This window comes from Moraxella sp. CTOTU48268 (genome assembly GCF_032069585.1).
In the GTDB taxonomy this organism is placed as follows: domain Bacteria; phylum Pseudomonadota; class Gammaproteobacteria; order Pseudomonadales; family Moraxellaceae; genus Faucicola; species Faucicola cinerea.
Map to the genome: position 1 here is coordinate 21085 of NZ_DAMALV010000022.1, position 15725 is coordinate 36809.

The 15725-nt window shown below is 37.9% G+C and carries 13 protein-coding genes; all 13 read left to right on the forward strand.

Translation table 11 applies throughout. From position 1 onward, the window contains the following. Positions 1–131 precede the first annotated feature (131 nt). The 13 genes from RT143_RS08350 (at position 132) to RT143_RS08410 (ending at position 15557) form a co-directional block, all read left to right on the forward strand. The gene (locus RT143_RS08350) at positions 132–347 is read left to right on the forward strand and encodes a hypothetical protein (RefSeq protein ID WP_313078741.1); all 216 of its coding nucleotides are present in this window, start codon (positions 132–134) and stop codon (positions 345–347) included. Between the two features lie 11 nt (positions 348–358). Further along, positions 359–1573 (forward strand): tyrosine-type recombinase/integrase, encoded by a 1215-nt coding sequence (locus tag RT143_RS08355; RefSeq protein ID WP_313092386.1) that lies wholly within the window; start codon positions 359–361, stop codon positions 1571–1573. A gap of 2 nt (positions 1574–1575) precedes the next feature. Then, a complete protein-coding gene (locus tag RT143_RS08360) occupies positions 1576–1860 on the forward strand; it encodes a hypothetical protein (RefSeq protein ID WP_313092387.1) in 285 nt (94 codons plus the stop codon). A 10-nt stretch (positions 1861–1870) separates the two neighbouring features. Continuing rightward, the gene (locus tag RT143_RS08365) at positions 1871–2257 is read left to right on the forward strand and encodes a hypothetical protein (RefSeq protein WP_313078738.1); all 387 of its coding nucleotides are present in this window, start codon (positions 1871–1873) and stop codon (positions 2255–2257) included. A gap of 910 nt (positions 2258–3167) precedes the next feature. Then, entirely contained in the window at positions 3168–4112 is a 945-nt protein-coding gene (locus tag RT143_RS08370) for an ABC transporter permease (protein WP_313078737.1), read from the forward strand. After that, on the forward strand, positions 4112–4999 hold the full coding sequence (locus RT143_RS08375) for an ABC transporter ATP-binding protein (protein ID WP_313078736.1): 888 nt from the start codon (positions 4112–4114) through the stop codon (positions 4997–4999). Before RT143_RS08370 ends, RT143_RS08375 begins: the two co-directional genes overlap by 1 nt. 47 nt (positions 5000–5046) lie before the next feature. Continuing rightward, positions 5047–6057, forward strand: a complete 1011-nt coding sequence (locus RT143_RS08380; RefSeq protein ID WP_313092388.1) for an isopenicillin N synthase family dioxygenase — start codon at positions 5047–5049, stop codon at positions 6055–6057. After that, positions 6054–6941, forward strand: a complete 888-nt coding sequence (locus RT143_RS08385) for a hypothetical protein (RefSeq protein WP_313092390.1) — start codon at positions 6054–6056, stop codon at positions 6939–6941. Before RT143_RS08380 ends, RT143_RS08385 begins: the two co-directional genes overlap by 4 nt. 227 nt (positions 6942–7168) lie before the next feature. Next, positions 7169–7915, forward strand: a complete 747-nt coding sequence (locus tag RT143_RS08390) for an urea amidolyase associated protein UAAP1 (protein WP_409519706.1) — start codon at positions 7169–7171, stop codon at positions 7913–7915. Between the two features lie 34 nt (positions 7916–7949). Beyond that, complete coding sequence (locus RT143_RS08395) at positions 7950–8627, forward strand: urea amidolyase associated protein UAAP2 (protein ID WP_313092391.1); 678 nt, start codon at positions 7950–7952, stop codon at positions 8625–8627. 32 nt (positions 8628–8659) lie between these two features. After that, positions 8660–12262, forward strand: coding sequence for an urea carboxylase (gene uca / locus RT143_RS08400; protein ID WP_313092393.1), 3603 nt, complete (start codon positions 8660–8662; stop codon positions 12260–12262). A gap of 456 nt (positions 12263–12718) precedes the next feature. Then, entirely contained in the window at positions 12719–14500 is a 1782-nt protein-coding gene (gene atzF / locus RT143_RS08405; RefSeq protein WP_313092403.1) for an allophanate hydrolase, read from the forward strand. Positions 14501–14528: 28 nt separating this feature from the next. Continuing rightward, a complete protein-coding gene (locus tag RT143_RS08410; protein ID WP_313092395.1) occupies positions 14529–15557 on the forward strand; it encodes an ABC transporter substrate-binding protein in 1029 nt (342 codons plus the stop codon). Positions 15558–15725 lie beyond the last annotated feature (168 nt).

A 15725-nucleotide genomic window follows, 5' to 3' on the forward strand; every position in this document is an offset into this window, starting at 1 on the left:
TAGGGTAAAAATTACCTTAAAGAAGGTAAAAATTACTTACTCTATAAACCGTACAAGGTTCTATTAGTTTTTAAAATTCTAAATTTTATCATGACTAATAGGTAAATAGTGATTTAAAAAAGGTAAATTTTATGAGCAATACTTACTTAACCACTGAAGAATTAGCGGAACGTATCAAATACAACCCACGCACAATCCGCAATCAGTTTAAAGATACAATTTTCTTTGAGAATGTCCATTACATTCGCCCCTTTGGCAAACGCAAAATCTTGTTTGTCTGGGAGCGTATTGAAGAAGATATGTGCAAACCTACCATGAGCTTAATTAACGGCATGGCACTGCAATAAGGAGCAATTCAATGGCAACTTTGCGAGCCAGACACGGCGTGTTAGTGGTGGATTTTCGCTACCACAATATCCGCTGTCGTGAAAAAACCAATTTGACCGACACCCCTGCCAACCGCAAAACATTGGCAAAAATCATCGAAAAGATGGAAGCGGAAATCACCCTAGAGATTTTTGATTATGGGGCGTATTTTCCTAAAAGCGATAAAATCGAGCAAATGAAACAGCTTGATGACCGAGTGGAAGCTTGCATCAGTCGTAAGCCGACGTTTAAAGATTTCGCCAAAACATGGTTTGGGGAAAAACAAGTGGAGTGGCAACCTGCCTACCAAAAAAAGATACAAATAATTTTGGATAACTATCTGATTCCTTTTTTCGGACAAAAGACTTTACCCAGTATTAAAAAGTCAGACTTGCTTGACTTCCGTACCTCGCTCGCCAAAGTTCGTTACGGTAAAAATAGCCAAACAAGTCTGTCGGTAGCAAGAATTAATCAAATTATGATACCTCTACGTATGATACTACAAGAGGGGAGTGATCGCTATGAATTTGATACCCCGTTTAAAGGCATTAAAAACTTAAAAGAGCAAAAGCCCGATGTACATCCGTTTACGTTGGATGAAGTGTGGATTTTTCTTAATCATGTTCGTCATGACTATAAGCCGTATTATACGACACGCTTTTTCACAGGCATGCGAAGTAGTGAGATTGACGGACTGAAGTGGGAATGCGTTGATTTTGAGCGTCGTGAAATTAGAGTGCGGAGTGCTATTGTTGATGGTATTGAAGGTCCGACTAAAACATATGGCTCAAACCGTGAAATCGCGATGTCACAGTTGGTCTATGATGCACTACAGGAGCAAAAACGTTATACCTTTGGCAAATCAGACTATGTGTTCTGCAATTCTCAAGGCAAGCCGCTTGAACATCGTAATGTCAATCGCCGCGTTTGGACACCCACGTTGAAGCTATTGGAGCTCAAACATCGCAGGGCCTATCAGACCCGCCATACTGCAGCCACGCTTTGGCTTGCAGCGGGGGAAAATCCTGAATGGATTGCTCGGCAGATGGGGCATAGTAGCACTGAGATGCTATTTCGTGTGTATAGCCGTTATGTACCCGATATGACCCGACAAGATGGCTCAGCGATTGATAGCTTGTTGCTTGCCAGTAAACAGTTAGCACAAGAACAAGTCAAACAGCGTATCAACGATAATAAGGACGAATAACCATGAAAAATTTAGACCAACTATTGAAACATTTACTTGCACAGAAAAATAGCCCAGCTAACTTAGATGCTTTACGACTGGCCAATGGTTTAATCAAGGAATTTAACATTACCCAAGATAGTGACCTTGCTGAAACTTTAGAAATCAATGCGGATGTGAATGACCAAAAAGCCGTAAGAATCTGGGCGCAAAAGCATATCCATTTAATTGATCAAGATGAAACTGACTTTGAGCGTTATCGCCAATTACGTCGTCTGTTTCAATCTAAATTACCTGAATACCACTAAGGAGAAGAGCATGACCTATAATATGCTATGCAGTCCCATGCTTACCAATGAACAAATCAAGTTTTGCGATGCTTATTTGACGGCAATACCTGAAAACCTTGAAAACATGAACAAAGAGGATTTCAAAAATTTTATTTGTGAAACATTTGGTATCTCACCCGAACAGCTTGCAATGTCTTTAAGTAATTTTCGCCTATTTTACAATGATATTACCTGTATCCATTGCGGGATAAGGTATGAAATTGAGCAACCACTTGCTTTTCATAAACTTCCAAAAAACCCGCACAATTGGACATGCAAAAGCTGTAAAACTTTTTTAAAAAGGTCGTTTGATTTCAATCTATTAATGGATTGGTATCCTTTTAACAAGAATGATGAAGATTCTGTACCTCAATAAAATAAACATCGCATAGGAGCTAGCCACTAGATTCTAGTGGCTTTTTTATTTGTACTTTTTACCGCAATTTTGGGTAATTCAAAATTGCTCATAAATATAGAACTTGGCTGTTCGATATCTGGTTTGCCTTTGTCATTTGGTCTAATCATCGCGATGGTAAAACCACTATACCCCGTTTTTTGAGTGAGATATCCCTCAAAGTCTGGGAATACCTATTTAAACGCTTGTACATAATTTGGGGTATAAATCTGAGCTCGAGTAGTGGTGCTAAGAAGGTAAATATTGACACGATAATAGATGCTGGGTGAGATTTTTAGCCATATTTTCATGAATTTGAAGAACAAAGATTGTTGCTTGAATGGGAAACCAATTTCGAGGACGGAAGTCATCGCCTTTTCAAAAAACACTTGTAGGATATTTTGAAATTCCTTTGGGTCATCTTTATGCTGAAATTTCTGTTCGATATTGTCAAACATCCTTTGAGCCAGAGCTTGCTCTTCATGATAGTGTAAGAGTGTCAGTGAGATTAGCTGATGATTGGCTCGATTTTGACGGTCTTTTGAGATAAATTCGTAATGAATATTACCTTTTGTATTTTTGTTTTAACTGCATCGTGCCATGGTTATCTTCTTTTCTTCCATTTGGTTTGTGTAGGTGGGGGTGACAACTATTGTGACAGAGGGAGACGTTAATCAGTATTATACCCATTTAGCTTTACAGTTGGGAAAGATGTCTGTTTAATAATATCATTATTAAAGCCTAACTGGATTCCAAGTTGTTGAATCATGGAGAAAGAATTGGGTTTGATAACCGTATTTTTCAAACTATTTTAAAATTTATTTCCTCCAATTTTTAACTTGGCATTGTGTTTGCATTAAGAAAACTATAGTGTTTTTATGGATAATTAATAATGCGAACTAATAATAACCTTTTGAAAAATAAGTCGAATTTTATTTTTTCGATTTTTTCATTTTTGATTCCTTTGTTTGTTTGGTGCATAGTAAGCTACGTTCCTTTTGTTTGGCATCCACAAGTTCAAATCACCGATCCAGGCGCGACTAAGTCATTTCAAATTGGCGATCGTATTAATAAAGCAGATTATTTTAATGTAGCTCAAGATGCTGTCAATCATGATTTTGCACCGCCAAAGGGAATATTATCTAATCCAATTTATTTACCACCTCCGCATGAAGTTGCAAAATCTTTAGTCACTATTTTTACAACACCGCCTACACAAGCGGATGGTCCTTGGTTTCATCAAAGTCTAATGCAAAGTATTAAACTTGTATTTCTAGCTTTTTTAATTTCTTCACTTATTGGGATACCGCTTGGTATTTTAAGTGGTGTATCAAATGTGATTTCCAAATTGACTGAACCTTTTGTAGAGTTTTTTCGTTATTTGCCAGCCCCTGCTTTTGGCGCTTTAGCAGTCGCTATACTGGGTATTAATGATGCACCTAAGATTGCAATCATTGTCATCGGTACTTTATTTCAACAAATTTTAATTATTGCAAACACGACTCGACTAGTTGATAAAGGGTTAATTGAAGCAGGTGCAACACTTGGTACGAAAAGATTGACCAGTTTAACCAAAGTCGTTATCCCAGCGGCATTACCAGGTATCTATCGGGATTTACGTGTCTTACTAGGTTGGGCTTGGACTTATTTGATTGTCGCAGAATTGATTGGTGCCACTTCCGGTATTACTTGGTTTATAACCCAGCAAGCACGTTACCAAAATTTTGCAAATGTCTATGCAGCGATTTTAATCATCGGAGTTATAGGACTGCTATGCGACTTCTTTTTAATGAAATTGGGTCAACGTTTATTTAAATGGGAAAAAGGAATCAAATAATGATAATAAATAATAATGAATTATCATCGGGCTATTTTAAAGAATTATATCAACGCCCTGTTATCTTACAAACTAAAAACCTAATTCAGTCATTTGCAGATGGTAAACAAACTCGAGTCATTCTTAACAACATAAATCTAAATATACATGAACGAGAGTTTATCTCCATTATAGGGCCATCTGGATGTGGTAAATCTACGTTGAGCCGTATCGTAGCTGGCTTAGATCCCTATACATCTGGCGAAATTTTGATGCATGGAAACCCTATTGTTGGACCTAGTACCGATCGTGGTATGGTTTTTCAAGGCTATACATTATTCCCTTGGAAAACGGTAAAAGAAAATGTCATGTTTGGACCGCAAATGAAAGGGTTAAGTAACTCAACTGCCGAGGTTCATGCAAGGGAATGGTTAGAGATTGTGGGCCTTGATAAATATGAGAATCATTATCCACATCAACTCTCAGGTGGAATGAAACAACGAGTTGCCATTGCTCGATCTCTAGTTAATGAACCCAAAATTCTACTAATGGATGAACCATTTGGGGCATTAGATCCTTATACACGCCAAAAGATGCAAAAGCATTTAATGGATCTTTGGCACAACATAAATATCACTATTTTATTTGTGACACATGATATGGATGAAGCTATCTTATTAGCTGATCGCATTATCGCACTCAAAACCAATCCAGGGGAAGTCAAAGAAATTATTGAGGTAAATCTACCAAGACCTCGGACACCCGATATGACATCAAGTGCTGAGTTTAAGGTATTACGTGAGCATGTTAATTTACTTGTACATGCCCAGGATGAAGAGAATCTGGATCCTGCGTTAGCGCATCTGCCAAAAATCCCAAGAATGACTAAAGTTAATGATAAATTTTAATTATACAAATTAACCGACACATGATTTACGAATTTTTAGGAAAAACAATGAATATAATCGAAAATACTTTATTACCCATTGTCGATATTTCAGATTTAAGTAGTACAAATATTGAGAAGCGGTTATCTGTTGCAGCTTTAATGGATAATGCTTGTCGCCAATCGGGTTTTTTACACATAAAAAGTAGTAATTTTGATAAGAATCTCTTCAAGCAACTCTTAGAAGTAGCCAAGCAGTATTTTGCTCAAGAAGAAGCCGTGAAAATGCAGCATTATATTGGCAAATCACAAAATCATAGCGGCTATGTGCCTATCGGTGAGGAGCAATTTAAGCCTAATAGTCATGATATTAAAGAAGCCTATGATATCAACATTGATTACCTAGGTGACACTGAATGTCGTTCTTTAGTGGGCAAAAATCAATGGCCTGATAGTTTAATATTTAAAGAGACGGTACAGCAGTATTATCAGCATATCAGACAGATAGGTCATCAAATTTTTAGGGCATTAGCACTAGCGTTAGGCTTGACTGAAACCTACTTTGATGAACACTTAACGTTTGCACCAAGCCAGCTGCGATTGATACATTATCCCTATAATCCTAATGCACAAGATAGTTTGGGGATAGGCTCTCATACGGACTATGAGTTTTTTACGTTGCTATTGCCGACGGCACCAGGGCTGCAAGTGTTGTCAAAAAATGGTGAATGGGTGGATGTTCCTTTAATCGAGGACACCTTAGTGATGAACATTGGCGATATGATGCAGGTAATATCCAATGGTCAATACATAGCAACAAAACATCACGTAAAAAAAGTACAAGAAGAACGCTATGCTTTTCCATTTTTCTTTTCATGTAACTATGATTTTATTGTTAAACCCCTGATAGATACAGCACATCCAAAATACCCCGCCATCAAATGCGGCGAGCATTTATTTAATCAAACCGTTCAAAGTTTTAATTACTTAAAAAAACGGTTACAAAATGGCGAGCTTGTAATGAGCAATGACCTTACACCTATTAATTTTGGTTTGGCAGAGAGCGTCGTTCACCAATGAATTTATATCAACTACTTAGTCAACTAAAGCCATTTGCCTCTACAGACATCGCATTACCTAGTTATTTGTACGGCTGCTTTAGACGTAAAAGCATTACCTTTTTTAATGGATTGACGGATGAAACGACGATTGTGTATTGGTTTCAATCTGCTTCATTTACCATTGATCTTCGCTTGAGTGATCCTTTGAATACCCCAATTTTGGATAGGCAAGGCTGGCTAGGCTCAACAATTTGGGACACAGCAACGCAAACGCTCTCATGGGATATTCGTCATAGCTATCAATTACATAATCAGTGGCCAGAACCTGCCAAACTATTGCCTATAGGGAATGCAATATTAGAATTTGCGCCTTCAGGGGCCTATGTGGAAGATTGGCGGCAACAAGCCAATGAAGGTCTATGGTGTGGCTTACGAATTTATCAAGCCCAAGATATAAATAAAGGAGTTAAAATGCCCCTAGATGGGGGATATATCATAGCTGGAGATTGCGTTGCATATGCTCAATCTCGATTGCCTACAGATCAAGCTATATTAGATAAATTTTCAACATTGCCAGCGACTTCTAATGTTGATGGAATTACTGAGTCTATCTTTACAAGTTATGAAGTGTCTGTTGCTTTGACAAAAGGAAAGATTAGTTACTCCACCCAATCAGATTTAGTCAATCAGCAGCTGAATTTAGAGGGCTTTAATTTTGACTCAGATGGAAGTTTATTCCAATATAAATATATTAGTGGCGAACTGTACAAATTATTTTTCAAATTAGATGTTTATCAACCGCATTTTTCTTTTATTACTCAATCACCAACGACCAATTTTGGTATCAATTGGTTTAATCAAGAACAAACTCACTTAACTAAAAATAGTAAAGTAGTGAAATAGTTAAGGGTATTTGCACCACTAAAAACAATTGAGTCAAATTAGTGCACTTGATGCATGAAATGAGTGCATAACGAATTGGCTTTTATGCACCGCTCACTCTTTATTCCCCATTTATCAAGAATCATGAAGTTTTCGCCATTTTCTGAAAAACATACAGATGGCACAAATTTTGAATTCTCCTACCAAGTTAGTTGATTTTAAATAACATACGATCTCGGAGATAAACAATGTCTGATAATAATCAAGTAATTAATAACTATCATGATGAAAAACGACTTCAACAAATTCTACTGCCTGGCGGACATCACTGGTCAGGAAGAGTGCAGCGGGGAACATTACTGCAGCTAAAAGCCTTATCGGAGAATGCGAACGTATCAATGTATTGTGTCAACGCAGAAGAAAAACTAGAGCGGTTTAATATGCCAGATAGCCTTAAAGCGCAGCACACGGCTTATCTTACCGCAGGCAATGTACTGTATTCGGACTTAGGGCGCGTCATGGCATCAATAGTCTTTGATGAGCATGGCTGGAATGATGTGTTGTGTGGGCCTAGTCGACCAGAACAGATAATAGCAAACTTTGGTCAAAAAACCTTTGAGCAAGCGCGTAATGACATGTATCAAAATGGTATTGACAGTTTGCTTATTGAAATGAGTAAGTTTAATTTAAGTGCGAAAGATTTGAGTGCAACCGTTAATTTGTTTTCCAAAGTTACGCCAGATGATGAGGGTAATTTAACGTATCAAGCAACTGACAATCAAAACCAAATTATCGAAATGCGTTTTGAGATGAACTGTTTGGTTTTTTTATCTGCTGCGCCACATGGATTAGATAAATCCTCAAATTATCAACCCGCCGATATTGAGCTTAATTTTTATAAAGCATTTCCTTTAAACGATAAAGACATTTGCCGTGATTCTTGCGAGCAAAATATTCGGGGTTTTGCTAATACTACAACCTATTATGCAATTTAAAAATTGATGAGTAAATAACAATAAGGATTAAAAAATGCAAGCCAATCACTTCAATAGCCAGTCTAGAATTACACCGTCTACTTTTGCCAATGCATTGTTAAATGAAGTATGCCCAGCGGGTGAAGCTTGGATGGGTGAGGTCAAAGCAGGGCAATTTTTTCGTATAGTTGATTTAGAGGGCAATCAAGCAGTAGATACCTTGTTTATTAGTGCAGAGAATCCTGATGAGCGATACAGTGCTACAGATACTTTGGCACTTAATCAGCAAATTTATCTTGAAAAAGGTACAGCCCTATACAGTAACTATGGACGCAAAATCGCCATTATTCATGATGATAATTGTGGACGACATGACACATTAGGAGGAGCATGTTCTTGTGAAAGTAATACCGTGCGTTACCATCATAATACTTATCCAATGCATAGTTGTCGCAATAATTTTATGTTTGCATTAAGCACTCACCCGATTGCCAAAGCTTATCAATTAAATGTAAGGCACATTGGTCCGAATATTAATTTCTTCATGAATGTACCAGTTACTTCTGATGGTGATCTAAATTTTGGTGATGGTATCTCTGCACCAGGCAAATTTGTAGAGATTCAAGCATTGACTGATTTAATCGTCCTAATTTCTAACTGTCCGCAGTTAAATAACCCTTGTAATGCATATAATCCAACACCGATCCAACTGGTTATCCATCAAGGCAATTAATTAACCCAAAATAAATCACAAAGGTCATCAACATGTTAAGTAAAGTGCTAATTGCCAATCGCGGTGCCATTGCTTGCCGTATTATTCGTAGTTTAAAGAAAATGGGTATCCAGTCCGTTGCCGTTTATTCTGAAGCTGACAAAGACTCGCTACATGTTACATTAGCTGATGAGGCAGTATATATTGGTGAGTCACCCGCACAGCAAAGTTATTTAAATATTGAAAGAATACTTGAAGTTGCCAAGCAGACACAGGCCCAAGGTATACACCCCGGCTATGGTTTTTTATCAGAAAATGCTAATTTTGCAGAATTATGTGAAGCGCAGGATATTGCCTTTATAGGTCCATCACCTGAACAAATGCGTGCTTTCGGGCTTAAGCATACTGCTCGAGAAATTGCGATACAAAACCAAGTGCCACTACTTCCTGGTAGTTCATTGCTAAATGACTTAGCTCATGCCATACAGGAAGCTAATCGTATTGGCTATCCTGTGATGTTAAAAAGTACTGCGGGTGGCGGTGGTATTGGTATGCGATTGGTTTGGAACGCATCAGAACTAACTGAAGCTTACCAAACGGTAGCTTATCTTGCACAAGCCAATTTCAAAGATGCAGGATTATACTTGGAAAAATTTGTACAAAATGCTCGCCACATTGAGGTACAAATCTTTGGAGATGGACAAGGCAATGTTGTGGCACTGGGCGAGAGAGATTGCTCTGTACAACGACGCAATCAAAAGGTCATAGAGGAAACGCCAGCGCCCCATCTAACCAACGAACAGCGCCAATACATTCAGCAGGTAGCAATAAAACTAATGCAGTCGGTCAAATATCGATCAGCAGGTACTGTTGAATTTGTTTTAGATAAAGATAATCAGCAATTTTATTTTTTGGAAGTCAATACTCGCTTGCAAGTTGAGCATGGAGTGACTGAAGAGATTTTTAATGTAGATTTAGTTAAGTGGATGGTTGCCTTGGCAGGTAACGATTGGAAAATGCCAACTCAACCGCTACTACCTAATGGGCATTCAATCCAAGTGCGACTCTACGCTGAAGACCCGATCAAAAACTTCCAACCAAGCTCAGGATTATTAACTGAAGTAGTTTTTGACCCTAAAGCACGTAATGAAACTTGGGTGGAAACAGGCTCTAAGGTTTCATCATTCTATGACCCTATGCTAGCTAAAATCATCGTAAAAGCAGATAGTCGTGAGAAGGCGATTAATCAATTATCGCAGACTCTAGAGAAAACTAAAATTGCAGGTATCGAAACCAATTTGGAGTATCTACAACATATCGTATCTAGCAACGTTTTTAAACAAGGCGAGCAAACCACCCGTTTCCTCAATAGCTTTGTTTGGAAAACACAAAAAATCGAAGTTTTACAAGCGGGTATTCAAACTTCCGTACAAGATGTAGAAGGGCGAATTGGCTTTTGGAATGTTGGTGTACCACCATCAGGGGCAATTGACCCATTGTCATTAAATGTCGCTAACCAATTGCTAGGCAACCCTTTCAACACCTCAGGCCTTGAATGTACGTTGCAAGGGCCAAGCTTAAAATTCCATTGTAATAGCCAAATCGCTATCACAGGTGCAGTCATGGAAATTTGGCTAGATGATATACCAATTGAAATGTGGCAGACGATCAATATTAAAAAAGGACAAATTCTACGATGCGGAAAGATAACTCATGGATTGCGCAGCTACATCGGTATTAAACAAGGTGTTCATGTCCCTAAATACTTAGGTTCACAAGCCACGTTTACTTTAGGACAGTTTGGCGGACATGCAGGTCGAAATCTACTCATTGGTGATATGCTACCCATTACCGAAGTAACGCTAAATAGTGCAACAATGTTAAAGCAGGATCAGATTCCTAGCTTTGATAATCATTGGCAAATCGCTGTGATGTATGGTCCGCATGGTGCACCTGATTTTTTCACCAACCAAGATATCGAACGTTTTTTTGCACAGCAATTTGAAGTCCATTTTAACTCAAGCCGTACGGGTATTCGTTTAATTGGTGAGAAGCCGCAATGGGCCAGAACAGATGGTGGTGAAGCTGGATTACATCCTTCTAATATTCATGATAATGCTTATGCCATCGGTGCCATTGATTTCACGGGTGACATGCCAATTATTTTAGGTCCAGATGGTCCAAGTCTAGGCGGTTTTGTATGTCCCGCAGTGATTATTAGTAGTGAATTATGGAAAGTAGGACAATTAAAAGCAGGCGACACGATTAGCTTTATTCCTGTCAGCTATGATACTGCCAAGATAATGGCAGAAAAATATGCAGCTAAAATTCAGGCAGTAGGTATAGATAAAGTAAATTATGAATGCAAATTTACTGCTGAACCTGCTACGCTAAACTCTCCAATTTTGGCGACACAACATACAAATAACCAATACCTAAAAGTCGTCTATCGACCTGCGGGCAACAATTATTTGTTAGTGGAATATGGCGAGCAAGTACTAGACCTTAATTTACGATTTAGGGTTCATGGCTTAATGGAGTGGTTAATCTCACAAAAACTAACAGGCATCATAGATCTAACCCCTGGTATTCGTTCTTTACAGATTCATTTTGATTGTTTGCTATTAGATCAGAAAACATTACTTAATATTCTTATTAATGCAGAAGATGTTTTACCAGATATTAGCCAAATGCAAGTGCCATCACGTACGGTATATTTACCATTAGCATGGCAAGACTCGCAAACCAATCTTGCTGTTGAGCGGTATGCCAAGACTGTAAGAGCGGATGCGCCTTGGTGTCCTGATAATGTTGAATTTATTCGACGTATCAATGGTTTAGAATCCAAGCAAGCAGTCAAAGATATGTTTTTTGATACCAGCTATCTTGTGATGGGATTAGGGGATGTATATTTGGGTGCACCTGTTGCTACACCATTGGATCCTAGACAACGACTAGTTACCACAAAATACAATCCTGCTCGTACATGGACCCCAGAAAATGCGGTTGGGATTGGCGGGGCTTATATGTGTGTATATGGCATGGAAGGGCCTGGAGGTTATCAATTTGTAGGACGTACGACCCAAGTATGGTCACGTTATCGTGAAAATCCAAATTTTGAAGCAGGTCAACCGTGGCTTCTGCGATTCTTCGATCAAATTCGCTTTTATGAAGTGTCAGAAAATGAATTGTTAAAAATGCGTGAAGACTTTAAGGCAGGGCGTTTGAAATTACGTATAGAAGACGGGATATTAAATCTAAGTGAATATAATCAATTTCTAAAGGATAATGAAGCATCGATTAACTCATTTAAGCAAGTACAACAAAAAAACTTTGATGCCGAACGTGAACGCTGGAAACAAGCAGGTCTTAATGAATATGTTGCGGAAGACATGGATAAAACACCCGAGCTTGAAACGCTTGAAGTGCCAGAAGGGGGGCTTGTGGTCGAAGCCCATATGGCAGGTTCAATTTGGAAAGTTGAATGTCAGGTTGGCGATAATGTCACAAAAAATGAAGTACTTGCCATCATTGAAGCAATGAAAATAGAAATTCCAATTGTGGCGCCAAAACGAATGCGCGTGGATCAAGTCTTAATCCATCAAGGGGATACGGTAAAAACAGGGCAGGCATTACTCGTTTTAGCGCCTGAATAAATATTTTACTATTGAAAAAATAGCTCACCAAGGTGGGCTATTTTTTTGCTCAGAATATTGTGAACGCAATATCAATTTGGTGCAAACCTACTGAATTTTGCACTCTTAAGTGGCGTTTTAAATTTATTATCGTGAAAGCAAAAAAAATAACACCCCATTATGACTATTTTTCTTTTAAAAAACACGTTAACTCACTTAATTATTCAAAAAATAACTTGGCATACAAACTGCATTTATCTACTAGTCCTGTTTTTTATTATTTAAGATATTGAAATAGAAGGAGAAAAATAAATGTTTTCTTTAAAATCTTTATTGAAGCAATTAGATGTTCCACAGTTGTTACTTCAACTACTTTGTGCGCGGACTAATAATTATCGCTATATATTTTCAAGAAAAAAATAGCTATCAAAAACTAAATAATTACAGTTATGAGGATTTAAAGTGTTACACGAACAAATGCGACATTGGACCATAAAAGAATGGAAAAATGCTTATCAAGAGCAAAAAATAGCTTTAAAAGATCTATTTGAGTATGTCAGAAATTTCAGTAATGAAGATAATGCGTGGATCACACTTGCTGATGAATCACAATTACAACGCCAAATCGAGGTGCTTTCCGATAAATCAGCTGATGAGTTACCATTGTTTGGTGTGCCCTTTGCTGTTAAAGACAATATTGATGTTATAGATTTTCCCACAACGGCCGCTTGCCCCGATATCCAGTATGTTGCAACCGAAGATGCTACTGTAATAAAGCAACTCAAAGCAGCAGGTGCAATTGTTGTAGGTAAAACGAATTTGGATCAATTTGCTACGGGATTGGTTGGGGTACGCTCACCTTACGGTGCGGTTAAAAATAGCTTTAATCCAAAATACATCAGCGGTGGTTCGAGTTCGGGCTCATCAGTGGTCGTAGCGAATGGTTTGGTTCCATTTTCATTAGGTACTGATACGGCTGGCTCTGGTAGAGTCCCTGCAGGGCATAATAATATTGTGGGGTTAAAGCCTACAAAAGGCTGGTTCTCAACTTATGGACTTATTCCGGCTTGCCGTACTCAAGATGTTATCTCAATATTTGCCTTAACAGTTGAAGATGCTTGGCAAGTTGCACATGTTATGCAAGGTCATGATGAACTAGATGATTATAGTCGCAAACATCCGGGTAATGTACCATCTGCCTTTAGTAAAAATAAAATAGCTATTCCAAAGCAATTAGAATTTTATGGTGATAAAACTAGTGAGAAAGCCTTTAAAATAGCTGTAGATAAATTAAGACAGTTAAATTTTGAAATAGTTCCTATCGATTTTACTGTATTTAATGAATTGGCTTCGGCTTTATATAACGATGCTTGGGTAGCTGAAAGAACCGCGTCAATAGATAGCTTAGTAGATCGTGATAAAACTCACCCTGTAATTCATCAAATTATTGATCAGGGGGACAAATTCAATGCAGTCGATACGATGCAAGCAGAGTACCGACGAGCAAGATTTTCCCAACTGATTAATGAAACACTAGCAGAGTTTGATGCCTTAATGGTGCCTACTGCACCTACCATTTATACCATCAAAGAAGTAGAGGCTGACCCACTCACCAAAAATAGCCATATGGGTTCGTATACCAATTTTGTTAATTTAGCTGATTTATCTGCCATCGCGTTACCTAATCTTATTAGAGAAGATGGATTACCAAGTGGTATTACCATGATCGCACCAGCTTGGCATGATATAGCATTGGCGCAATTTGGTGTTCAATGGCAATCATTAAATGACTTACCAGTTGGTAATAGCGACAGTATAAAACAGTTCTCAGTATCTTTAACTCTTGCACCTTTACCTGATTCAACAATTGATGTTGCTGTAGTCGGCGCACATCTCACCAATATGCCACTCAATTACCAGTTAACTGATAACCAAGCGGTACTGATTGAGACCACAAAAACTGCCAAAGAATACCGCCTTTATGTTTTGACTAATGCGCAGCCCTTAAAACCTGGATTAGAGCATGTTGCTGAAAACGGAGAAGAAATACTAATTGAAATTTGGCGAATGCCGATTGCAAATTTTGGGGCTTTTCTCTCTCTCATACCGGAACCACTCGGAATTGGAACGATTAAAACCGTGAGTGACAAGCTCGTTAAGGGTTTTATTTGTGAACCAGGCGCTTTAAAAAATGCAATAGACATTACTAAATTCGGAGGATGGAAATCCTATATCAAAAGCTTGAAAACTACCAACTAATTTTAAGTTATAGAAAAAGGTGAAGACCATGAACAAGATTTCATTAGCTTTATTACCAATTTTGACCATTTCATTATTTGGTTGTAGTAATAATGCTGAAGTGCCAAAGAAAGAAACTAATGCCAGTACCACTGAGTCAAGCAATACGAAACCTGCAATCACTATTGGTTATAGTGATTGGCCAGGTTGGGTGGCTTGGCAAGTTGCCATTGATAAAGGCTGGTTAAAAGATGCTGGTGTTAATGTTGATTTCAAATGGTTTGATTACTCAGCATCATTATCCGCATTTAGTGCCAATCAGATTGATGCAGTTATGGTCACAAATGGTGATAATCTAGTTATCAATTCTGGAGGTACTAAAGGTGTCGTTATTTTAGCCACTGACTATTCTGCGGGTAATGATGTCATTATCGCAAAGCCTGGCATCAATAATATCAACGATTTGAAAGGCAAATCAGTCGCGCTTGAACAAGGATTAGTTGACCATTTACTGTTAACGACTGCCTTAGAAAAAAATGGTGCTAAAATTAGTGATGTCAAAATCACTAACTCAGCAACGAACGAATTACCCCAAGTATTTGCAACATCTTCAGTCGATGCGATTGCCGTTTGGCAACCTGTGGCGAATCAGGCATTAAAAGCAGTCCCTGGGTCAAAAATCATCTTTAGCTCGAAAGATCAGCCAGGACTAATTTACGATACGATTTCTGTCAATAAGGCTAAACTTGCAGGTCATGAAGAAGAATGGAAAAAAATCATTCAAGTTTGGGATAAAACGGTAAAATACATTAATGATCCCAAAACCCACGACGAAGCGGTTAAAATTATGGCAAATCGTGTAGGGGTGAATCCTAACCAATATGAACAGTTTGTTGGTGGTACCCATTTATTAGATATCGCAGCTAATAAAAAGGTATTTATCAAAGCACAAGGATTAGATTCTATTTATGGATCTACTTACAACGTAAATAAATTTAATGTGACTAATGGAATTTATAAAGCGGAAGTAGATGCAGACCAAACGATCGATTCAAACATTATCTCAAGTATCAATTAACTAATCTATAGTTCAATTATAAAAAATGTCTAAGCAACTTTAGACATTTTTTATGAATTTTACTTAAGATAACTGCACCTTCAAATAACTAGATAAAGTAAAATTTGGTAGTATCATGGCAGACTTATTAGCAATTCAACAATCACAACAACCGATTGGCACCACAAT

Bases quoted from the DNA above. Each gene is read 5' to 3' on its own strand.
- RT143_RS08350 (WP_313078741.1), top strand. From the start codon at position 132: ATGAGCAATACTTACTTAACCACTGAAGAATTAGCGGAACGTATCAAA.
- RT143_RS08355 (WP_313092386.1), top strand. From the start codon at position 359: ATGGCAACTTTGCGAGCCAGACACGGCGTGTTAGTGGTGGATTTTCGC.
- RT143_RS08360 (WP_313092387.1), top strand. From the start codon at position 1,576: ATGAAAAATTTAGACCAACTATTGAAACATTTACTTGCACAGAAAAAT.
- RT143_RS08365 (WP_313078738.1), top strand. From the start codon at position 1,871: ATGACCTATAATATGCTATGCAGTCCCATGCTTACCAATGAACAAATC.
- RT143_RS08370 (WP_313078737.1), top strand. From the start codon at position 3,168: ATGCGAACTAATAATAACCTTTTGAAAAATAAGTCGAATTTTATTTTT.
- RT143_RS08375 (WP_313078736.1), top strand. From the start codon at position 4,112: ATGATAATAAATAATAATGAATTATCATCGGGCTATTTTAAAGAATTA.
- RT143_RS08380 (WP_313092388.1), top strand. From the start codon at position 5,047: ATGAATATAATCGAAAATACTTTATTACCCATTGTCGATATTTCAGAT.
- RT143_RS08385 (WP_313092390.1), top strand. From the start codon at position 6,054: ATGAATTTATATCAACTACTTAGTCAACTAAAGCCATTTGCCTCTACA.
- RT143_RS08390 (WP_409519706.1), top strand. From the start codon at position 7,169: ATGTCTGATAATAATCAAGTAATTAATAACTATCATGATGAAAAACGA.
- RT143_RS08395 (WP_313092391.1), top strand. From the start codon at position 7,950: ATGCAAGCCAATCACTTCAATAGCCAGTCTAGAATTACACCGTCTACT.
- uca (WP_313092393.1), top strand. From the start codon at position 8,660: ATGTTAAGTAAAGTGCTAATTGCCAATCGCGGTGCCATTGCTTGCCGT.
- atzF (WP_313092403.1), top strand. From the start codon at position 12,719: ATGCGACATTGGACCATAAAAGAATGGAAAAATGCTTATCAAGAGCAA.
- RT143_RS08410 (WP_313092395.1), top strand. From the start codon at position 14,529: ATGAACAAGATTTCATTAGCTTTATTACCAATTTTGACCATTTCATTA.